Origin of the sequence: Streptomyces buecherae, assembly GCF_014295035.1 — a bacterium.
In the GTDB taxonomy this organism is placed as follows: Bacteria; Actinomycetota; Actinomycetes; order Streptomycetales; family Streptomycetaceae; genus Streptomyces; species Streptomyces youssoufiensis.
In genome coordinates, this window is sequence record NZ_CP060404.1 from 3251309 (window position 1) to 3271605 (window position 20297).

Here is a 20297-nt window from a genome sequence, read left to right on the forward strand (position 1 = left end):
GCCGGTCACAATCAACTGCTCAGGCTGGTCCCAGCGCGTGCGGGGGTGGCCCCATCGACGCCGGCCTCAACTACGACGAAGCGGCAGCGACGACAGCCGGACCCCCGACAGAGTGTCAGTGGGATGGTCTACCGTCCGACGCATGGCCACCGACGCGCTTCCCATCAGGCCGGGTGACGTCCACACGCGCGAGGAGATCCAGCCCGTGCTGGGCGGCAGCCTGTACGGCGGCATCGTCCCGTCAGACGAGAAGGCCAACGTGCTGCTGTTCTCGTACGCGCGGGGCGGGGCCAGGTTCGGCTACCACGACGGCTGGCTGCGGGAGGAGGACGAACTCGGGCCGGTCTTCGAGTACACCGGCGCGGGCAGCGGCGACCAGGTCTTCGGCGGCCGGTACGGCAAGGGCAACTCGGCGATCCTCGGCCACGCCGACAGGGGGCGCACGCTGCACCTGTTCATCGCGGTGGGCACGGTGCCCGGCGGCCGGACCAAACGACACCGCTACGTCGGGGCGTTCACGCTCGACGTAGCCGAACCGTACGTGGTGCGGCGGGCCCCGAACGCGCTCGGCGTACCCCGCAAGGCCCTCATCTTCCGGCTGCGCCCGATCGGGCCCTTCGAGCTGTTGGCCGACGACCGGATCCCGCCCGCCCAGAACACCGAGAGGGAACTGGTTCCCGCCGACGTCACCACCAGCAAGATGGTCGAGCCGGAGCAGAACAAGAGCCAACAAGGGGAGCGGGCCGCCGTAGCCGCCACCGCCACCCGCCGACGCGAGGCCGAACTGAGCGAGGTCTTCGAGGCCCACCTCACGGCGCGGGGCCATGCGGTCGGCCGGTTCCAGATACGCCTCAAGGGCAAGACCTCCACCCTGCTCACCGACCTGTACGACGCCACCGACCACGTGTTGTACGAGGTCAAGGGCAGCGCCAGGCGCGAGTCGGTGCGGATGGCGCTGGGTCAACTCCTGGACTACGGCCGTTACGTCCGCACCGACGCCGAGCCGGACGTGCCGCCCGCCCTGGTCGTCCTGTTGCCCGGGTTGCCCGACGCGGACCTGGTGGAACTCCTCGCGGACCACGGAGTGGGCCTGATCCACCGCGTGGGTGAGACGGACGAGTTCGTCACGGCCACCTGACGGCTCCGGGCAACTGAGGGCGGGCAAGGGCCTACGAAGAGTGCCGGTAGAGTGCCCCGCGCCGCCCCCTTCAGCAACTGATGAGGGGGCTGAGGAACTGTGGGGGTTCTCGAATGCGCAAGGGTGCGAAGGCCGCCGTCATCGGTGGGGTGTTCGTGGCAGTGGTCGGCGCGGCCGGGTACGGCGCGTACAGCCTGACCTCGGACGATGGCGACTCCGCCAGCGACGGTACGGTCACCAGCGCGAAGACCGACGGCGCGGCGAAGACGAAGGCCCCGGTGAAGACCGGACCGCCGAGCGATGCCGAGGTGCGGAAGACCGTGGGGGACTTCCTCGCGGCCTGGGGTCGGGGGGACGCGGCCGAGGCCGCCGCGCTCACCAGCGACGAGAAGGCCGCCCGCGCCGCGTTGGACGGCTACCGCAAGCAGGCACGCGTCAACAAGGTCACGTTGACGCCGGGTACGCCGACCGGCGCCAAGGCGCCGTTCCGCGTCTCGGCGGAGATCGCGCACGCGGAGCAGCGGGCGACGTGGGCGTACGACTCCGCGCTGACCGTGGTGCGCGACGCGGAGACGGGCGAGGCGCGCGTGGACTGGAAGCCCACGGTGGTCTTCCCGAAGTTGCGGCCCGGGGACACGGTGCGTACCGGGCCGGCGGAGAAGCCGCCGATCAAGGCCGTGGACCGGAACGGCAAGGAGTTGGTCCCCGCCGAGCACCCCACGCTCAAGGTGGTGCTGTCCGGGCTGCGTGACAAGTACGGGGCCAAGGCGGGCGGCACGGCGGGCGTGGAGCTGTACATCGATCGGGCGGGGAAGACGCCGGACGAGACGCTTAAGGTGCTGTCCAAGGGGACGCCGGGCACGTTGCGTACGACGTTGGACGCGGGGTTGCAGCGGGTCGCCGAGCAGCAGGTGGCGAAGAAGCCGAAGTCGTCGGCCGTGGTGATCAAGCCGAGTACGGGTGAGGTGCTGGCGCTCGCCAACTCGCCGGCCGAGGGCTTCAACACCGCGCTCCAGGGTTCGCTGGCGCCCGGTTCCACGATGAAGGTCGTCTCGTCGGCGCTGCTCATCGACAAGGGGTTGGCGGGGACGGGGAAGCAGCATCCGTGCCCGAAGTTCGCCTCGTACGGTGGCTGGAAGTTCCAGAACCTCGACAAGTTCGAAATCAAGGGCGGCACCTTCGACCAGAGCTTCGCCCGTTCCTGCAACACGGCCTTCATTACCCAGGCTTCCAAGGTGTCGGACGACGCGTTGACGAAGGAGGCGCGGGACGTCTTCGGGATCGGGCTCAACTGGCAGACGGGCGTGCCGACGTTCGACGGCGCGGTCCCCGTCCAGCAGGACGCGAGCAAGGCGGCGTCGCTGATCGGCCAGGGCGGGGTGCGGATGAACCCGCTGACGATGGCTTCGGTGTCGGCGACCGCGAGCACCGGCACGTTCCGCCAGCCGTACCTGGTGGCCCCGAGCCTGGACAACCGCACGCTGGCCAAGGCACCGCGCGCGATGAAGCCCGCCACGGTCAAGCAGCTCAAGTCGCTGATGAAGCTGACGGCGACGGCGGGCACCGGCGCGCAGGCGATGTCGGGCCTGTCCGGGGACATCGGGGCGAAGACGGGTTCGGCCGAGGTGGACGGCCAGAAGAAGCCCAACGGTTGGTTCACGGCCTACCGCGGCGACGTGGCCGCGGCGGCGGTGGTCCAGCAGGGTGGCCACGGCGGCGAGGCGGCCGGCCCGATCGTGGCGTCGCTGCTGCGCGCGGGCTGACCCGAAGCGAGGCGGGGGAGGCCGGGCGGGCCCGAGGCCCGCGGCGGCCACTCCGACAGATGACACCTGACGGCGCGGGGGCTTCGGCCCCCGCGCCGTCCGTCGTGACCGCCAGCCATCTCCGAGCTGCCGCCACCCCGGTCCCGGCCCCGCCGCCGCGCCCTGGCCGGCCCCCGTAACCTCGTCACCCGCCTCGCCGGCGGGGCGGAAAGCCAGCCCGGCGCCTACCCGAGACCACCCCCAAGCCTGGCCGGGGGCCTACTCGACAGCACGCGCGACGCGGCGCGTACTGTGCCCGAATGATCGAGGTACCGGAGCAGTTCAGGCGGGCCACCATCGAGCGCGAGGGCGCGGCCGGGGCGGCGTGGGTCGAACGACTACCGGCTCTGACCGACCAGTTGCTGGACCGCTGGGGGTGCGCGCCGGACGGGGACGTGGGGCACGGGGCGGTCGGGATCGTCGTACCGGTGGTGCGGCGGCGGGACGCGGCGCCGGCCGTGGTCAAGGTGTCGTTTCCGCATCCGGGCAACGTTCACGAGCCGGACGCGTTCGCGGTGTGGGGCGGGCGCGGGGCGGTGCTCCTGCACGAGCGCGACGACGAGCACTTCGCGATGCTGTTGGAGCGGGCCCGTCCGGAGACGCTGGCCGGCGTCGCGGACGGCGACGAGGTCGCGGCGACCGCCGGTCAGCTCAGCCGCCGGCTCGCCGTCCCGGCGCCGGTCGGCCTGCCACGGCTGCGGGACCGGGTCGCGGAGTGGGAGCCGGAGCTCCGAGCGGACGCCGCCGAGTTGCCGCACGGCATGTCGCCCCGCGTCCTGGACGCCGCCGCCGCGACCATCCGCGAGCTGGGCCCCGACCAGCCGGAGACCCTCGTCCACGGCGACCTGCACGCCCGCAACATCCTGCGGGCCGACCGTGAACCCTGGCTGGCCATCGACCCCAAAGGGTACGTGGGGGACCCAGCGTACGACTCCGGTGCGCTGCTGACGTCGTGCGCGGTGCCGCTCGTGGAGTCCGGCGGCGACCTGGACAGGGGTCTGCGCCGGGCGGTGGAGGTCTTCGCCGAGGCGGCCGAGCTGGATCGGGTACGCGTCCTGCGCTGGGCCCAACTGCACGCCGTGCGCGCCGCGTTCTGGGGCCGCCGGCACGGGTTCACCGTGGCCCGGAGCGGGCCGGAGCGGGACCAGGTCGTACACCTCGCGGAGCACGTGGCGGAGCTGTTCACCGACGGCACGTAGCACCGGGCGCTCGCCGGAGTCGTACGCGCGCCGTACGACCGACCGGAGTCGTACGCCGCGTAGCCCTACGACCGACCGCAGTCGTACGCCCCAGGGCCCGGCAGCCGGTCAGCCGTGGCCCCACGGTCGTACGCCCCGAAGCCGCGCGCGCCCTCCCCTGTCACCCAGCCCGGCCCCCGCACCCCACGCCCTCACGCCCTCACCCCCGCATCATCGACATCAGCAACCCGTGCGTCTCAGCGTCGGCAGCCACCACCAACCCACGGCCCGCCGGCCCCGCCGCCCCCGTCTGCCCAGCCGCCCCCGCTCGACCGGCCTGCCCGGACCGCCCGACCGGTTCTCCGTCGACACCCGTCACCACGCACCCGGCCGCGCGGCACAGCGCGATCCCGGCGGCGAAGTGCACGCTCTCCGACAGGTCGCCGCCGTCCGTGACGTACGCGGCGCGCTTGCCCGCGGCGACCCAGGTCAGGGCCAGGCTCGTGGACACGACCCGGGGGCGGAAGCGGGCCACGAACCGCTCGTCGGCCAGCAGGTCCACCGCCCGGAAGCCGGGCGCGCCGGGGAAGGGCGGATCGAGGTTGACGTCCACGAGGCGGGTGGCGGACGTGGGCGCCAGGGGGGCGTCGGCGCCGTCCCGCCGTATCCAGGCGGTGTGCCCATCGGTGTGGAAGACCTCGCCGCTGAACGGATCGGCCACCGCCGCCGGCCCGCCGCGCAGCGCCACGTTGACGGCGACCAGCGCGGTGCCGACGGCGTAGTTCAGCGTGCCGCACAGCGGGTCCACCAGCCACTGGCGGGTGGCCTCCGGCGCGCCCTGCTGTCCGCCCTCCTCGCCGAGCACGGCGTCGTCGGGCCGGGCGGCGCGCAGGACGCTGACGATCGCCTGCTCGGCCGCCACGTCGGCTGCGGTCGCGAAGTCCCCGCCGCCCTTGTCGATACGGGTGAGCCGCTGGCCGTACAGGTCGCGCACCACGTCAGCACCGGCCCGCGCCGCGGCGATCGCGACCTCGGCATCGGTGGCGGCATCGGTGTCGGCGTCGGTGGCGGTTTCGTCAGGTCCCGCAGATGAGTTGATCACGGCACGCAGGGTACCGACGGCGACCGCGACCAGCCCTGGCGGAGGGGCCGGCACCCAACCCGCCGGGGCCGGAGGCCGGTGCGCAGCCCGCCGGAGCCGAGGGGCCGGCACCCCACCCGCCGAAGCCGAGGGGCGGCCCCCAACCCGCCGGGGCCGGGGGCCGACGCGCAGCCCGCCGGAGCCGAGGGGCCGGCGCCCAGCCAGACAGAGCCGAGGGGCCCGCACTCAGCCCAACAGGTGCGAGTCGCGCCACAGGCGCATGCCCGGGGCGCCGACCAGGCCGGCGTCGTCCAGGAACGGCACGATGCGCTCGCCGAGGAACCGCATCGACTCGCGGTAGTGCGGATTGGCGTGGGCGACCCGCCAAGCCTCCCTGGGGTTGAGGCCGACGGCCGCGTAGGCCCGTGGATGGATGAGGCTGCGACAGATGCAGTACGAGACGAGGGCGGTCAGCAGCCGCTGGTAGCGGAGTTCGGCGCGGCCGAGCCCGGCCATGCCGCGGACGACCTCCTCGCGGGCGAAGGTGACGTGGCGCGCCTCCTCCATGATGTGGATGCGGTTCACCATCCGCATCAGGGGCTGAATCTCGTCGCTGCCGGTCATCTCGCGCTGGAGCCGGTCGGTGATCTCCTCGGCGACCAGGATGGAGCCGTACATGGCCGGGCCGTACGCGATGGCCGGCAGGATCTTGGCGACCTGGTGCAGGTGGCGCGGCGGGCCGTAGGCCGGGCAGTCGATGCGTTCCACGAGCCGGGCGAACATGGTGACGTGCCGGCACTCGTCGGCGACCTCGGTCAGCGCGTACTGGATGTGCCGGGTGCGCGTGTCGCCGTTGTACGCGGCCTTGACCAGCATCTTCATCAGCAGCAGCTCGAACCAGAGGCCGACGCTGACGATGGTCGCGGCCTCGTGCTTGCCGAGTTCGAGCCGCTGTTCCTCGCTGAGCCGGTCCCACATCGGGGTGCCGTAGAGGGATATGCGGTGGGGCAGGAGGTAGTGCTTGCCGTCGACCAGCGGCGCGTCCCAGTCGACGTCCACCTCGGGGTCGTAGAACTTCTTCGCCGACGAGGCCAGCAGTCGGGCGGCGGTCTTCTCCCTGTCGCCCACCTTCGTATCGGGCAGTGAACGGGCCATGGCGCTCCACTCCTTCACGAACTAAGGTGTTACCCGAGGTAACAGCCACTCTCAGGAGCATGGAATCTCTCGTTACGGGAGTCAAGGGCTCGGCGCCCGCCAGCAACGTCGGAGGGCGTGCTCGCGAGCGACGTCCACGGGCGCGCCCATCGCACGGGCGAGGGCGACCGGGCCCGCCGCACCACGCCAAGGTGTCGAGGAAACGTCCCAAGGAGCCGTGCAGTGAACGCCGTCACTCCCCCGCAGCAGCCGTCGTCCGACCCCGCCCCCGCCACCACACCCCTGCGCGCCACGCAGGGCGCGCAGGGCACGCGGGACGCACCGAGCACGCGGGGCGGGGACAACCACGACCACAGCCACGATCACGAGGCCGGCTACCGTGGGCCCGCCACGCTGGAGTTCGGGGGTGAGGAGCGCGCCGTCGACGTGGAGTTGCGCGGTACGTTCCAACCGGTCGACGGGCGCTACCACTGGTACGGCCGCGTCATCGGCGCCCCGGAACTCGTCGCCCTCCTCGGCGGCAAGCGCACCGCCGCCCTCATCCGCACCCCGCAGGGCGAGGCGCGGGGCGAGTTGTCCGACCCCGACCCCTGGGACCGCTACCGCGTCACCGGCACGAGCACCCCGCCCTTCCGCGTCCCGGGCCCGAACGACCCGCCACCCGTGGCCTGACGGCCCCGCCGAGCGCACCCGCCCCGCCACGCACCCCCGCCCCGCCGGACGCCCCTGCCCAGGCCCTCGGCGCCCTCACGGCAGCGGCGGGTGGCGGTGCTCCCAGCGGAGTCCGAGGTGGCCCGGCGCGTCGATCCAGTAGGTGTGCGCCTCCCGCGTGACGCGCAGCCGTACCGCGTCGATGCCCGGCTCCCCCGCCGCCCGCCATCCGGTGATCGCGCGCTCCACGGCGTCCCAGAGCGCCAGCGGCCCGCCCTGCCGGACCACCCACCCGTCGCCCTCCGGCGCCAGCTCGGCGAACGACTCCCGCTCCGCGTCGATCAGGTACCGCTTCTCCGTCCCCCCGGCCACCGCCCGCACCAACTGCGCTGTGGGCGCGGCCAGTTGTGCCAGGAAGGCCGGCATCCAGTCGCGGAGCACGCCGGGCGCGACGCGCGCGCGGCGGACGCTGTCGGCGTACGCGGCGCGCGCCGCCAGGCTCCCGCCCAGCGGCGCGGCGGCCTGCGCGCGGGCCGGCATGAACGACGACGGGCCGGTGACGCGCCCCGCAGCCGTGCCGTCCGCCGCGACGACGACCTTGGCCAGGCCCGTCCCGTACGCCCAACTGCCCACCGTGGCCAGGACGATGGCGCCGGGGCGGGCCTGCCGGAGCCAGGTGTGCGGGATGCGGCGCACCGCGCAGGTGGCGATGATCCGGTCGTACGGGGCGCGGGACGGGTGGCCGAGGAGGCCGTCGTCGGTGACGGTCCAGGTGGAGTAGCCGGCGACCTCCAGCGCGTCGTCGGCCCGGCGCGCGAGTTCGGGGTCGGCCTCCACGGTGGTCACGTTGTCCTCGCCGAGGCGGTGGCAGAGCAGGGCCGTGGAGTAGCCGGTGCCGGTGCCGATCTCCAGGACGCGGTCGCCGTCGCGCACCTCCAGCTCCTCCAGCATGCCGACGACCGTGGCCGGCGCGGTGGACGAGGAGGTGGGGTAGCCCTCGACGGGGCCCGTGGCCCGGTCCGGGGTGAGTGTCCCGTCGAGCTGAGTGACCAGCGACTGGTCGCTGTAGGCGAGTTCGGCCCACTCCTCGGGGCGCAGCCCGTCGGGGGTCACGGGTCGCCAGCGTGCGGCGTGGCCCTCGGGCGCCTCGGGCAGGAACACGCCGCCGCTGAGGAACCGTTCGCGGGGCACCGCGCGGACGGCCGCCGCCCAGCCGGGGCCGATGTGCCGCTCGGCTTGTAGGCGGTCGAGCAGGGCGCCGCGCGCCGCGCTCAGGGCGGAGCAGCGGGGCTCGGGGGCGGTTCTGTGGCCATTCATGGCTCTCCTTGGGCGAGGAGGTCGGCGAACGCGGCGGCGAGCGGCAGCCCGGCCGCGTCTTCGAGCCATCCCCACTGGCCGTTGGGGTTCAACTCCAGCCAGTGCAGCGTCCCGTCCCGGCCGAGGGCGAGGTCGAAGCTGCCACTGGCCAGTCCGAAGTGACGCAAGAAACGCACGAGTCCCTCTGCGGTCTGAGTGGGGAGATCGATCACGCGGTAGGTCAGGGCTCCGTAGTCGCGTCGCCAGTCGAGTAGTTCCGAGTCGATGCGTACCGCAAAGACGCGCCCGCCCACGACCACCACCCGCACGTCAGCCGCCTTGTCCACGCGGGACTGGAAGAGGTGCGGCACGACCTTGACGCTCTCGTCCAGCTCCGCTGGGTCCACCGGTTCGGTCCAGGTCGTCAGCCCCTGGCCGTCCGAGTCGTGGTACGCCGTCCAGCGCAACGCCTTGTAGACGACGGGTCCGTGGTCCCGCACGAAGGATCGGATCTCCCCTAGGTCGTTGGAGATGAGTGTGGGGGGCACGGTGAAGCCCATGCGGGTGGCGGTGGCGAGCTGGAGGGGCTTGTGTTCGGCGGCGTAGTTGCGTAACGGGTGGTTGACGTACCGGCATTCCGTCAGCGCGTGCAGGAGGCCGCCCAGTCCGTAGCGCACCTGGGCCGCCGCGAAGCGCGCGTCCGGCGGCGCCAGGTGCGGGAAGCGGGGCCAGACGGGGCGCCGCCAGTACACCGCGCGCACCTGCTCCAGCGCGGCTGCCCTGGAGGAGGTGCGCAGTGATCCGGACACGGTGGGAGCGCCGGCGCCGAAGCGCGCCGACACGTGCAGCGCGTCGCCGATGTCCGCGGGGTTGAAGCGGACCACGGGGACGCGCCTGCGGTTCAGCTCGGCGATCACCATGCTGGCCGTGACGTCGTCCGGCTCGGTCACGACCAGCACCGGCCCGGCGGTCCGTGGCATCAGTCCTGCTCGCTGTCCTGATCGTGGTCGGTGTCGTTGCGGCTGTCCATGTTGGTGCTCTCCGCCGCGGTCTCGGTGCCCCGCGCGGTGCCGTGCTTCCCCATCTCGACGACCTGGCCCCGGCTGTCCCAGTACACGGTGAGCTGGGTCGCGGGGTCGACGCCGACGCGGGCGTGTCCGGCCGGGCGTATGGGCGGGTACGGGCGCATCCGCCCGACGCCCCAGGGGCGCAGGGCGGTACGGCCCACGGTGTTGGTCATGTGCTCCTCCGGGCGGTGTGGCTGCGGTGTGACTGCGGTGTGGCGGTCCTCGCTCTCCTTGTGTGCCCACTGGAGCGACGCCCGTCGCCGTCCCGACGCCCCGGGTTTCCCCTACCGCCGTGGTGTTCGCAGCACGAGGCGCCCCGCGCCTCCGCCGTCGCGCGCCCCGTCCGCGCCGCGGACGGCGGTCCTCCAGCGCCGCGCCGCGCGCCCGTCCTCGCCCGCGCGCCGCCGCGTGTCCGGTCGCGCACCGGCGGCCCACGAGCGGGCGGCGCACGACGGCGCGAGCCCGGTCGACCGGGCCGCTCCCTACGCCGGGCCCCGCGCCCTCCAGCCGCTCCCCCGCCCACGGCATACGGTTCCGGGTCCGTACCGGCACTCCGTGGCGGGAACCGCCCGCCGAGTACGGGGCCCTGGCCGTGGCCACGAGGTACGGCAGGCTGGTGGACCGCTACGGAGCGACCGTCCTCGTAGCGGCCATCAACGAGTGGCTGTGACCGACCACGTCACGACGGCGCCGCGTAACAGTGGATGGTCACCGCCTGGTGCGGGCTCCACTGCTGCTCGACTGTGGCCATCAGCTCCCAGCCCAGCCGCTCGTACAAGGCTGCCGCCGCGGTATCGGACGCGACGACGTCGAGCACCGGATGGAGGCCACGGCGCCGCGATTCCTCCACTGCTCGGCCGATCAGCAGTGCGCCGATCCGACGCCCCCTCGCCCGCGGGGCAACGAACAGCCTGCTGACCACGGCGGTCGTATCCGGCGTCGCCCCGTTCCGCTCGCTCCACAACGCCGGGGCCAGATCGCCTTCGCCGCCTTGCGACAGACTGACATGTCCGACCAGGCCGCCTTCGAGTTCGGCAACCCAGGAGCCCAGCAGGGGGCCGTGTGACAGCCACTCGCCGGGTTGGTCCGGCCAGTTCACCGGGTAGCCGTCGCGCGCATGGACCTCCGCGAGGAGCCGCACGCATTCCTCGACATCGCCGTCAGCCCTGTGCCGGACCCAGCGGCTCGGTCTCTCGTCCGGCGCCCCGGAGCCCTCGATGTTCACTCGGGCATAGAAACACAGGTCACAGAGTCACAACCAGTCACTTTCAGCACAGGCCCTCGCCAGCCCTGCCGCGCGCTGACGGGTCCGCGAGGGGCAGCGAACCCAGCCCGGCCGCCCACTCCCGCGCCCAGAACACCCCCCACACCCGAAACACCCACCCCGCCCGGAGGGCACCCCGCGTGACCCACCTCATCGTGTTGGCTATACAACTTCGACTACGGTGGCCGCCATGGACGACGCTCACCCCAGTCCCCCTGGCCTCCCCTGCCCCACCGACCACGCACCGGCCGCCCGCGCGCGCCAGGTGTGCGGGTGACCCCGCTCGTCGCGGCGGCCGTCCTGATCGCGGCCGTCACGCACGCGAGTTGGAACGCCATCGCGCACGGCATCAAGGACCAGCTCCTCGCCTTCACGCTGGTCTCCGGTGGCGGCCTGGTGTGCGGGCTCGGCATCGCCGTGTGGGCGCCCGTGCCGGCCGCGGGGGCCTGGCCGTATCTCGTGGCCTCCGCCGTGATCCACGTGCTCTACCAGGCGCTGCTGATGCGCTCGTTCCGGCTCGGCGACTTCGGACAGATGTACCCGATCGCGCGCGGCACGGCGCCGCTGGTGGTGACCGTGCTCGCCGCGGTCTTCGTGCACGAGAGACCGGGCGGCTGGCAGACGGCGGGCGTCGTCGTCGCCTCGGCCGGCCTGGTCGGCCTCGCCCTGTGGGGCATCCGTGGCTCCGGCGCCCGGCCGCACTGGGCGGCGCTGGCCGCCGCGGTGGCCACGGGCCTGTCGATCGCCGCGTACACCGTCGTGGACGGCGTGGGCGTGCGCGCCTCCGGCACCTCGATGGGCTACATCGGCTGGCTGATGATCCTGGAGGGCCTGGCCATCCCCGCGTACGCGCTGGCCACCCGGCGCGGCGCGCTCGTCGGCCAGCTCCGGCCGGTGGCGGTGCGCGGCCTGGGCGGCGGGGTGCTGTCGGTCTTCGCGTACGGGCTGGTGTTGTGGGCGCAGACCAGGGCGCCCCTCGCGCCGATCGCCGCGCTGCGCGAGTCCAGCATCATCGTGGGCGCCGCGATCGGCGCGCTGTTCCTGAAGGAACGCTTCGGCACGGCCCGTATCGCCGCCGCCGGTCTGATGGTCGCGGGCATCGGCCTGATGCTCTACGCCGGCTGAGCCGGGCGGGGCCGAGCCGGACCACCACCGGGCCCGCCCGACTCCGCCCGTCCCCGCCCGGCACCGCACCAGCGGCCCCCGCCCGAGCCCAGCCCGTCCTCAGCCCCCAGCCCCCGGCCCGTCCTCAGCCCTCAGCCGGCCGCCGGCTACCGCAGCACGCCGAGCGAGACGACGTCGTAGCCACCCCCGTACGCGCTGGTCGTCGTGACGTTGGTCAGCCGTGGGTTGCGCCAGATCAGCGCCTTCTCGAAGGTCAGCGGCAGATAGGCGGCGGCGTCGGAGACCTTGTGGTTGATCTGCTGGTCGTCGCTCTCGGCCCGCCCCGCGTCCTGGTTGGTGCGGGAGGTGTCGAAGAGCTTGTCGAGCGCCTTGTCCTTGAGGAGGGCGACGTTGACGTTGCCCTGCGGCGTGATGCGCCGCCCGTCGGCCAGCGGCTCCAGCATGCCGCGCCCGGTCGGGTAGTCGGCGCTCCACCGCCTGATGATGATGCCGTACCCCTTGCGCTTGACCTGGTCGGGCTTGCCGATCGTCGTGGCGAGTTCGGCGAACGGCAGTTGCTCGACCTTCGCCGTGATCCCGACTCGCGCCAGCGACGCCTTGACCACCTCCGCGATCGCCACGTCCTGCGGCCCGTCCGAGACGGTCACGGTGGTGCGGAAACCGGTCGGCTTGCCGCACTCCTTCAACTCCTGCCGCGCCCGCTCCAGGTCCGGCGCGCCGCCCGAGCGCTTGGTGCCGTACGGGTCGTAGTCCGGCTCGCTGCCCGAGACGCCCGGCGGCAGCAGGTGCGGGGCCAGTTCGTCGCCCACCTGCGGGCCACCGCTCGCGGTCCGCACGGACCGCTTGTCCGTCGCGTAGAAGACCGCCCTGCGGCAGTGCACGTCGTTGAACGGGGCGACGTTGGAGGCCAGCGCCGCGTAGCGGACGATCCCGGTGTACGGGTTGTCCATCTGGGCCTTCGTCTTCGCGTCGGCCAGCAACCCCACGCGCTGGCCGGCGTCGACGCCGAAGGCGCTGACGTCCAGGTCGTAGCGGCCCGCGCGCAGCGCCGCGTCCCGCGTGGCGGGCGAGGCCACGATGTCGAGGGTGATCCGGTCCGGCAGCGCGGTGCGCACCGGGTCGGAGGACCGCTGCCACCGCTCGTTGCGCACCAGGGTCAGCGACTTGCCCGGCTGGTACGCCTCGAACGTGTACGGGCCGGAGGAAAACGGTCGCTGCGCGTACGTGGCCCGGGTGTCCTTCGCCCGTGGCACCGGCGACGCGGAGGGCATCGCGAGCAGGTGCTCGAAGTCCCGGTAGGGCTGCGGCAGTCTGAACGTGATCGTCCGGTCGTTCGGCGTCTCGATCGCGCGCAGGCCCAGCTTGTCCTTCGCCTTGTCCTTGTACGGGCCCGGGTAGTCGCTCTTGGGGTCGAGCACCTCGCGCAGGTAGGAGGGCCCGCCGCTGATCACGTCGGCGGCCCAGGCCCGCTCGATGCCGTACTTGATGTCCCGCGAGGTCACGGGCTTGCCGTCCTCCCAGGTGGCTCCGGGGCGCAGCGTGTACGTGTACGTCTTGCCGCCGTCCCCCACCCGGGCCCGCCCGGTCGCGAGGTCCGGCACCAGGCGCGCGGTCCCGGCGCCCGGCTCGGCGGCGTAGGTGAGGAGTTGGCGGGTGTAGAAGCGGGAGAAGTTCCACACGAACCCGAAGTAAGCGCGCTGCGGGTCCCAGGAGTCGGCGTCCATCGTGGAGACGAACTTGAGGGTGCCGCCCTGCCGCTTCGACGGGTTGACGACGCCCTTGGTCGCGGCGTCGTACGCGGCGACGCCGGGCCCGCCACCGGGCTTGTCGCCCTCGGCGCCCGGACTCCCGCTCGCGCTCTGGCTGGCCTTGGGCCGGTCCGACGGAGCGTTCTTGCCCCCTTCGTCCTCCGGCCACACGACGGTGATCACCGCCCCGGCGACCACGGCGAGCGCCACCGCCAGCGCGCCGTACCGCACCCGCCGCTGCCGCCGCCACGGCCCGTCGGAGCCGCCGCCTTGGGGCGACGGCGCGAACCCCGCCCCCGCGCCGGGCGCGGACGGGGCGGCCTGCGCCGGTGGCACGCCCGGGGCGACGGGAGCGCCCGGGGCGCCCGACTGCGGCCCGAAGGGCGGGGGCGGCGCCGGCAGCGATCCGGGGTACGGCGCGGGCGGCGCGCCGTACGGGGCGGGTTGCGCACCCGGCTGCTGTCCCGGCTGCGCGGGCGGCGGCGGGGCGGCGTGCGGCCCGGGCTGAACAGCGGGCTGCTGTCCCGGCGCCGCGCCGAAGGCCGGTGGTGGGGTCGCGTCGAACGGCGGCGGGGCGGCGCCGAAGGCGGGGGGAGGCGCCCCGAACGCGCCGTGTTGCGCCGGCGGCCCCGGCGCGGGTTGCGGCGGACCCGGCGCGGGTTGCGCCGGCGCGGCAGGCGGGGCCGACGGGTTCGGGGACGGTGGCGCGTCCACAGGTGGCGCGGCCTGGGGTACGGCATCGGCGGGTGGCGGCGCGTCCTCGGGCGGCTGGGCGTCCTCGGGTACGGCATCGGCGGGCGCAGCCGCAGCGGCGTCCGGCACGGGGGCGGGCTCGGCGTCGGGGCCAGCCTCGGAACCGGCCGGGTCGCCCGCCGTGCCCAGCGTCACGGTCGGCGTCGTCGCCGGCGGCGCGGCCGGCGGCATGGCCCGGAGCAGGGTCGTCGCCCCGAAGGGCGCGGCCCCGGTCGTCGTGGCCGCGTTGCGGACGAACGGCACCCGGCCCGCCTCGGCCGCGCCGCTCAGGTCGCGGCGCTCGGGCAGCGCCCGCTCCCGGCCCGCCAGGCTCGCGCGGCCGTGCTCGTACACCGTGTCGAGCCGCAGCACCTCGGGCCCGTACGCGATGCCGTCCGCCGCCACCCGCAGCAACTCACCGGTGAAAGCGGTGTGTTCGTCCTCTTCCGAGGCGTACGCGTCGACATCGACGGTCGCGGCGGCCAGCAGGTAACCGTCGGCGAGCTGGGCCGCGTCGGCCACCGCGACGGACGCGCCCGGCGCGTCGGACTCCGATCCGGACGCCGGGTCGGACGGCGGGGCGGACGCCGAGCCCGGCACCGGTTCGGTGAGGCAGCAGTCGAGCAGCACGACCCGGCGCCGCGCCCGCCCGGACAGCACGGCCTGACGCAGCGTCGCGTAGTCGAGCCCCGTGGCCGACCGCCCCGGCGCCGGAGCGGCCGGGCCGAAGACCAACTCGCCGCTCGCCGGGTCGATACGGCAGCGCCCGGCCACGTACACCAGCAGGACGTCGGTGGCCTCGGCGGCGGCGGTGCGCACAGCGGCGACGGCGTCGGAGGTCACGGGTTCGGCCAGTACCGCGCAGTGGTCGCGGGCCAGACCCCAGGAACGGTCCGAGGCGAGGACGTCGGCGAGCGCGACGAGGTTGGCCGCCACGGCGGGCAGCGGAGCGATCTCGGCGTTGCCGGTGGTGCCGATGAGTACGGCGCGGGACGCGGCCGGGTCGGGCATGACCTCCACGACTACCACCCCCGTCCCAAGCCGGCCACCGCTCCGGCGGGCGGCCTGGGCCCCCGCTGTCCTTCGGCCGCTCCGACAACCATCCGCACCGTTCCCCCTCGACCTGCCTCATGTGCCACACGCGGAGCACCGATTGTGCCCCGGCACCGTAGGGCGGTCCACACCGGACGCGCAGACGCGCAGGTCAGCGGCCGGACGGCCGAGGGTACACCGCGCCCGACGGCTCACCCTCGCCCTCCCGCGCGACGACGAACGCCGGGGTGATCCCCACCGCCGCCCCGAGCCCCACCGCCAGCGCCGCGTCATCCGCGCACGCCACCTCGGCCGTCGCCCACCGGCGCCGATGCCGGCACCCGCGCTCGTGCGCGCACAGGCAGTCGGGCACCTCCACCACATCGGCGTCCGTGCACCAGCCGCCGTCCACGAGCAGCATCAGCTCGGCCGGCGCCCCGCCCACCGCCGGCCGCTCGTCAACGGCCAACACCCGCTGCAGGTTCGGCAGCCCGATCCCCACCGCGTCCGCGACCCGCGCCGCGGCCGTCACCACCCGCTCCCCGGGCCGTACGACAACGCCCGGCGGCTCCCAGACCTCCCGGTCGCGGGCCAGTTGCACCTGGAGCACGTGCGGCCAGCCGGCCGTCGTGACGTCGGACGGATCGTCCGCGATACGCGGCTTCCACACCACCAGCACCACCCGCAACCGATGCGCCCCCCTCACGCGCCACCCCCGCGCCCCGACTGCCCTGGCGCCTCCGGCACCCGGAACCCACATTCCTCGGGCGTCTTCCCGTTCGCCGTCATGACCCCCGCCGCCTCGTACCCGTCCGACCAGAAATACGCACCGGCCCCGGCAAGGGCGTCCAGGGTGAGTTGCACGTGCCGCGCATTGGGTCGGATCTCGTTCTTCTTCGCCGCCTCCATGTCGAACAGCGAGTTCTCGTACGCGAACTGGAACTCCCGGTCGGATACGGCCCGCCAGCCGCCGCCCAGGCCATTCCGCCCGCATTCGGCGAGGAAGAACCTCAGCACGACACCGGCCACGGTGTGGATTTCATGCTCGCCGGTGAGTACGTAGCGCAGGGCGCGGGTGTACCCCGCCGAGAACCCGGACTCGCCATCTGCGGCAAGCGGTACGTCGTCGGGTTCGGTCGCGTCACTCATCGGGACCCCCCGCACGGTGCCGGGGGCAGCGACAGGGCCCCCAGGCGGTGGAGAGGTACTTGGCCTCAAGTTCCCCGAGGGTCACGGTGTTTGGGTCGACGTGGACGGTGGTGGTCGGGGCGACCGGAACCGGCTGTTCGCCGGGACGTTGGCGGTAGACCCGCAGGGTCAACGTGTGCTCGCGGTTCATGAGCGGTGCTCGTTCCTCACGACGGCTAACAACGTCACTGCTACGCAGCAGAGTTGGCGCATGGCGACACGCACTCTGAACGCGGTGACAGATGGTGATCGATTCCTCACAGGATTGCCCTACGAGGGCTACGCTCACAACCGACGACCTGGTACCTGGGAGCCGCAGGTACCGCCCGGACACGAGGAAGCCACGCGAATGAAACTCCAGGTGATGCCCAGTGAGGGTGACAGGGCCACGGCACGCACGCTCCCGGGGCGGCACCTCAAGCGCTTGCGCGAACAGTCGGGCCTCTCACTCCGCGCGCTGGCGGAAAAGCTGCACTACCCGCACTCGTACATCAGCCGCGTCGAACACCATGAACAGCTACCGTCCGAAGCGCTGGCGAACGCGTTGGACGAGTCTTTCTCGACCGGCGGTTTATTCGTTGACCTGCTCACCATCGCCCAGGACTCCATGGTGACCAGGCAAAGTCGCGACTGTTTTCCCCTGGAAGCCAGATCCATTCGCATTCAGGTCATCAGCAGCAACCTGGTGCCCGGGTTATTGCAGACCGAGGAGTACGCCAGAGGGGCGTTCTCGCTCGGACTCGCGAGGGCGGACTTGCCCGCCCTGGAGGAGATCGTGGCATTCCGACTACGGAGGCAGGAGCTCTTCACACGCGAAGACCCCCCGCAGTACTGGGCCATCATGGATGAGTCGGCCCTGCGGCGGTTGACCGCCGATCCTCGCCTCATGGTCATCCAGCTAGAGCACCTGCTCCACGTCGCGGCAGAGCCCCACATCAACATCCAGGTCATGCCGCTCAGCGAGCCCTTCCATCCAGTGATGGGCGGCAGTCTCACCCTGCTGACGCTGGAGAACGGAACGACAACGGCCCTGCTGGAAAGCTTCGCCTCTGGCGAGGTAATTTCCGCCCCGCGACAAGTCGTTGACCATTTGCACAGGTTCAATGTGGCCTGTGCGCAGGCTCTGACACCGGCCGACTCACTCGACCTGATCCGCCGCTACTTGCGGGAGTACGGGTAAACGACACGCGCGGCGAGCGATCCGCCCCCGCCCGCCGCGCGAGGCGCTACTCCCCCGACAAAGCCCGCCGCAACCCGACATTGCTCACCAGCAACCCGCCATCAACCGGCAAGGTCACCCCGGTAATCCACGCCGCGTCGCTCGACGCGAGAAACGTGATCGCCGCCGCGATGTCCTCGGGCTCGCCCACGCGGCCCAGCGGATACTGCGCGCTCGCCAGCCGCAGCGACTCCTCACGACCGGCCCACACCGGCGTACGCACCGTGCCGGGCGCGACCAGGTTGACCCGTACGCCGCGCGGCGCCGCGTGGCCGGCGAGCGTGCGCGTCAGGCTGGCCAACCCCGCCTTGGCGGCGCTGTAGGCGTGGTTGCCGAAGTCCTGTTCGCCGTTGACCGATCCGACGCTGACGATCGCGCCCCGGCCACCCGCCTTGGCCAGCTCCGGGAGCGCGGCACGCGCGCACCGGAACGCGCCGGTCAGCGTGATGTCGAGGTCCCGTTCCCACTCCTCGTCGCCCTGGTCCTCGAAGAGTTCGGTGTCCGGGTTGCACGACAGGGCGTTGTTGACCAGCACGTCGAGCGCGCCGAACCGTTCGACGGCCGCGCGCACCGCGGCCTCCACGGCCGCCCGGTCCGCCACGTCACACGCGAGCCCGTGGGCCACGCCGCCCGCCGCCCGGATCTCCTCGGCGACCTCCGCCGCGCGCGCCCCGTCGAGGTCGGTGACGAGCACGCTCGCCCCCTCGTCGGCGAACCTGCGGGCCGTGACCGCGCCAATGCCACGGGCCGCGCCGGTGATCAGTACGCCGTACCCCTCGAACCGCCGCATCGGGTGCCGCCCTTCCGCCGTTGATCATCTGGTCTCGGCAGGGTAAGCGGCGAGCGCGCTCGGCGTAAGGGATGGCACGGCGGATGTGGTCCCGCGCCCGGCGCTGCGGGGCGGGCGGTTCGCGACAGCTCAGCCCAGGCTGCGGTGGATGGCCCGGGCCAGCGCCTGGGCGCGCGGGTCGGCCGTCACGTTCTTCTGCATGCCGTTGGTGACGTAGCCGAACGCGATGCCCGACTCCGGGTCGGCGAAGGCCAGCGAGCCACCCCGGCCCGGGTGCCCGAACGAGCCGGGCGCCAGCAGCGGCGCCGCCGAACCGTGCAGCATGTAGCCGAGCCCGAAGCGCGTGTGGACCACCAACACCTCGTCCGGGCCCGCCGACTCCTCCGTACGCGCCAGGGTCAGCGTCGCCGGCGCGAACAGCCGCCGGGCGCCGGCCAGCGCCCCCGCCGCTCCCCCGGCAGCCGCCGCGTCCGCCGCGTCCGACACCAGGCCGTGGCCCGGGTCCGGCGCCACGTCGCCGATGAGCGCGGCGTAGAAGCGGGCCAGGGCGCGGGCGGTGGCCACGGCGCCGGAGGCGGGGAGTTCGGCGGCGCGGTAGGCCGGGGCGTTCTCGTCGGGCAGCGGGTCGATCACGCCGAAGGCCCGCCGGGTCAGGGACGCCGGGTCCCGGTAGGCGTCGGCCACGGTCTGCTTCGCCCGCACCCGCAGCCCCCGCGACGCCGGCGGCGCGGGCGCCTCGATCGCGGCCATCCGGCCCACCCGGTGCCGCTCGGCGTCCGGGAGTCCGATCCACAGGTCGAGCCCCAGCGGGCCGGCTATCTCCTCGGCCACCCAGGTGCCGAGGGTGCGGCCGGTGATGCGGCGCACCAACTCGCCGATGAGCCAACCGTAGGTGTGCGCGTGGTACCCGTGCGCCGTGCCCGGCGCCCACTGCGGCGCCTGCGCGGCCAGCGCCCGTGGCCCGCTGACCCCGTCCAGCGCCTCGGCCGGGCTGAGCGGCGTGTCCAGGACGGGCAGGCCGGCCCGGTGCGAGAGCAGGTGCCGGACGAGGACGCGCTCCTTGCCGTTCGCCTTGAACTCCGGCCAGTACGTGCCCACCGGGGCGTCCAGGTCCACCAGCCCGCGCTGGTGCAGCAGCAGCGGCACCGCCGCGGCCACGCCCTTGGTCGCCGAGCGGACGACCTGCGCCGTCCCGGCCTCCCAGGGCGCCGCGCGCTCCGGCTCGGCCTGGCCCCCGGGGTCCTCGGCCTCCCGCGCGGTGGTCGGGCCGTCCGCGTCCCGGACACCGCCCCACAGGTCGACGACCTTGGTGCCGTCCCGGTAGACGGTCACCGCGGCCCCCCGCTCGCCGCGCTGCGCGAAGTTGGCCGCGAACGCGTCCCGGACCGGTTCGAAACCGGGCGCCACCGTGCCCTGGACGTCCACCACTGTTGTCTACTCCCACGTTCCGTTTCGCCGCGCTGTGCACCCTCCATGGTGCAATGCGTCCCGTGGCCGTCTTATGCCGGGTCCCGGCCTGCCCGATCACCGCCGCGCCACCGCGAAGCCACCCAAAGCGGGGCGGGCCCGGCGGGGGCCGGCGGAGAGCGCCGGCGAAGGACAGCGACGAACTGGCCGCGCGGCCCCCGGACCCGGTACGCGGGCACGCGGAAAACGCCGACGGCGACCCCCTGCCCCAGGGAGCCGCCGCCGTTCTCACTACGCGTGCCTGTCCCCGTCCCCACGGGCAGGCACTGCCCGGTCGGCGGGAGGAATGCCCCCTCCCGCGTTCCCGGGCGTCTGGTCGGTGGTCGCTGACCACCGGGGGCCGCCGAGGCCATGGCGCTCGGCC

General features: G+C 73.6%; 17 protein-coding genes. 6 read left to right on the plus strand and 11 right to left on the minus strand.

Annotated features, from left to right (window positions below):
• Positions 1 to 142 precede the first annotated feature (142 nt).
• The 3 genes from H7H31_RS12115 to H7H31_RS12125 all read left to right on the plus strand — a co-directional run bounded on the left by H7H31_RS12115 (position 143) and on the right by H7H31_RS12125 (position 4139).
• On the plus strand, positions 143 to 1138 hold the full coding sequence (locus tag H7H31_RS12115; RefSeq protein WP_187061119.1) for a hypothetical protein: 996 nt from the start codon (positions 143 to 145) through the stop codon (positions 1136 to 1138).
• 113 nt (positions 1139 to 1251) lie between these two features.
• Positions 1252 to 2901 (plus strand): penicillin-binding transpeptidase domain-containing protein, encoded by a 1650-nt coding sequence (locus tag H7H31_RS12120; protein WP_187061120.1) that lies wholly within the window; start codon positions 1252 to 1254, stop codon positions 2899 to 2901.
• A 299-nt stretch (positions 2902 to 3200) separates the two neighbouring features.
• Entirely contained in the window at positions 3201 to 4139 is a 939-nt protein-coding gene (locus H7H31_RS12125; RefSeq protein ID WP_187059575.1) for an aminoglycoside phosphotransferase family protein, read from the plus strand.
• A 199-nt stretch (positions 4140 to 4338) separates the two neighbouring features.
• Here H7H31_RS12125 and H7H31_RS12130 read toward each other — a convergent pair whose 3' ends face one another.
• Both H7H31_RS12130 and H7H31_RS12135 read right to left on the minus strand, forming a co-directional pair.
• Positions 4339 to 5220: an inositol monophosphatase family protein gene (locus H7H31_RS12130; protein ID WP_372455945.1), complete on the minus strand. Its 882-nt coding sequence runs from the start codon at positions 5218 to 5220 to the stop codon at positions 4339 to 4341.
• A gap of 225 nt (positions 5221 to 5445) precedes the next feature.
• Entirely contained in the window at positions 5446 to 6354 is a 909-nt protein-coding gene (locus H7H31_RS12135) for an AurF N-oxygenase family protein (RefSeq protein WP_187059772.1), read from the minus strand.
• Between the two features lie 222 nt (positions 6355 to 6576).
• Here H7H31_RS12135 and H7H31_RS12140 point away from each other — a divergent pair, with 222 nt between their 5' ends.
• A complete protein-coding gene (locus tag H7H31_RS12140) occupies positions 6577 to 7026 on the plus strand; it encodes a DUF4873 domain-containing protein (protein WP_232109807.1) in 450 nt (149 codons plus the stop codon).
• 75 nt (positions 7027 to 7101) lie between these two features.
• On the opposite strand, the gene tgmC is transcribed toward H7H31_RS12140, so the two are convergent.
• The 4 genes from tgmC to H7H31_RS12160 all read right to left on the minus strand — a co-directional run bounded on the left by tgmC (position 7102) and on the right by H7H31_RS12160 (position 10509).
• Positions 7102 to 8322 (minus strand): ATP-grasp peptide maturase system methyltransferase, encoded by a 1221-nt coding sequence (gene tgmC, locus H7H31_RS12145; protein WP_187060005.1) that lies wholly within the window; start codon positions 8320 to 8322, stop codon positions 7102 to 7104.
• Positions 8319 to 9281 (minus strand): ATP-grasp ribosomal peptide maturase, encoded by a 963-nt coding sequence (tgmB, locus tag H7H31_RS12150; protein ID WP_187060006.1) that lies wholly within the window; start codon positions 9279 to 9281, stop codon positions 8319 to 8321. Before tgmB ends, tgmC begins: the two co-directional genes overlap by 4 nt.
• Positions 9281 to 9541: a putative ATP-grasp-modified RiPP gene (gene tgmA, locus H7H31_RS12155; RefSeq protein ID WP_187060007.1), complete on the minus strand. Its 261-nt coding sequence runs from the start codon at positions 9539 to 9541 to the stop codon at positions 9281 to 9283. Before tgmA ends, tgmB begins: the two co-directional genes overlap by 1 nt.
• A gap of 506 nt (positions 9542 to 10047) precedes the next feature.
• On the minus strand, positions 10048 to 10509 hold the full coding sequence (locus H7H31_RS12160) for a GNAT family N-acetyltransferase (protein WP_187060008.1): 462 nt from the start codon (positions 10507 to 10509) through the stop codon (positions 10048 to 10050).
• A 396-nt stretch (positions 10510 to 10905) separates the two neighbouring features.
• Here H7H31_RS12160 and H7H31_RS12165 point away from each other — a divergent pair, with 396 nt between their 5' ends.
• Positions 10906 to 11757 (plus strand): DMT family transporter, encoded by an 852-nt coding sequence (locus H7H31_RS12165; RefSeq protein ID WP_187059543.1) that lies wholly within the window; start codon positions 10906 to 10908, stop codon positions 11755 to 11757.
• Positions 11758 to 11903: 146 nt separating this feature from the next.
• On the opposite strand, the gene H7H31_RS33850 is transcribed toward H7H31_RS12165, so the two are convergent.
• The 3 genes from H7H31_RS33850 to H7H31_RS12180 all read right to left on the minus strand — a co-directional run bounded on the left by H7H31_RS33850 (position 11904) and on the right by H7H31_RS12180 (position 16418).
• Positions 11904 to 15248: an ABC transporter substrate-binding protein gene (locus H7H31_RS33850; RefSeq protein ID WP_232110288.1), complete on the minus strand. Its 3345-nt coding sequence runs from the start codon at positions 15246 to 15248 to the stop codon at positions 11904 to 11906.
• A gap of 193 nt (positions 15249 to 15441) precedes the next feature.
• Positions 15442 to 15975, minus strand: a complete 534-nt coding sequence (locus H7H31_RS12175) for an NUDIX hydrolase (protein WP_187063961.1) — start codon at positions 15973 to 15975, stop codon at positions 15442 to 15444.
• Entirely contained in the window at positions 15972 to 16418 is a 447-nt protein-coding gene (locus H7H31_RS12180) for a hypothetical protein (RefSeq protein ID WP_187063962.1), read from the minus strand. Before H7H31_RS12180 ends, H7H31_RS12175 begins: the two co-directional genes overlap by 4 nt.
• A gap of 388 nt (positions 16419 to 16806) precedes the next feature.
• On the opposite strand from H7H31_RS12180, the gene H7H31_RS12185 reads away from it, so the two are divergent.
• Complete coding sequence (locus tag H7H31_RS12185; protein WP_187063963.1) at positions 16807 to 17637, plus strand: helix-turn-helix domain-containing protein; 831 nt, start codon at positions 16807 to 16809, stop codon at positions 17635 to 17637.
• A gap of 46 nt (positions 17638 to 17683) precedes the next feature.
• Here the strand turns inward: H7H31_RS12185 and H7H31_RS12190 are convergent, their stop codons facing one another.
• Entirely contained in the window at positions 17684 to 18466 is a 783-nt protein-coding gene (locus H7H31_RS12190) for an SDR family NAD(P)-dependent oxidoreductase (RefSeq protein ID WP_187063964.1), read from the minus strand.
• 129 nt (positions 18467 to 18595) lie between these two features.
• Positions 18596 to 19894 (minus strand): serine hydrolase domain-containing protein, encoded by a 1299-nt coding sequence (locus tag H7H31_RS12195; protein WP_187063965.1) that lies wholly within the window; start codon positions 19892 to 19894, stop codon positions 18596 to 18598.
• Between the last annotated feature and the right edge of the window lie 403 nt (positions 19895 to 20297).

Bases quoted from the DNA above. Each gene is read 5' to 3' on its own strand.
- H7H31_RS12120 (WP_187061120.1), top strand. From the start codon at position 1,252: ATGCGCAAGGGTGCGAAGGCCGCCGTCATCGGTGGGGTGTTCGTGGCA.
- tgmA (WP_187060007.1), bottom strand. From the start codon at position 9,541: ATGACCAACACCGTGGGCCGTACCGCCCTGCGCCCCTGGGGCGTCGGG.
- H7H31_RS12190 (WP_187063964.1), bottom strand. From the start codon at position 18,466: ATGCGGCGGTTCGAGGGGTACGGCGTACTGATCACCGGCGCGGCCCGT.
- H7H31_RS33850 (WP_232110288.1), bottom strand. From the start codon at position 15,248: ATGCCCGACCCGGCCGCGTCCCGCGCCGTACTCATCGGCACCACCGGC.
- H7H31_RS12135 (WP_187059772.1), bottom strand. From the start codon at position 6,354: ATGGCCCGTTCACTGCCCGATACGAAGGTGGGCGACAGGGAGAAGACC.
- H7H31_RS12185 (WP_187063963.1), top strand. From the start codon at position 16,807: ATGAAACTCCAGGTGATGCCCAGTGAGGGTGACAGGGCCACGGCACGC.
- H7H31_RS12125 (WP_187059575.1), top strand. From the start codon at position 3,201: ATGATCGAGGTACCGGAGCAGTTCAGGCGGGCCACCATCGAGCGCGAG.
- tgmC (WP_187060005.1), bottom strand. From the start codon at position 8,322: ATGAATGGCCACAGAACCGCCCCCGAGCCCCGCTGCTCCGCCCTGAGC.
- H7H31_RS12115 (WP_187061119.1), top strand. From the start codon at position 143: ATGGCCACCGACGCGCTTCCCATCAGGCCGGGTGACGTCCACACGCGC.
- tgmB (WP_187060006.1), bottom strand. From the start codon at position 9,281: ATGCCACGGACCGCCGGGCCGGTGCTGGTCGTGACCGAGCCGGACGAC.
- H7H31_RS12180 (WP_187063962.1), bottom strand. From the start codon at position 16,418: ATGAGTGACGCGACCGAACCCGACGACGTACCGCTTGCCGCAGATGGC.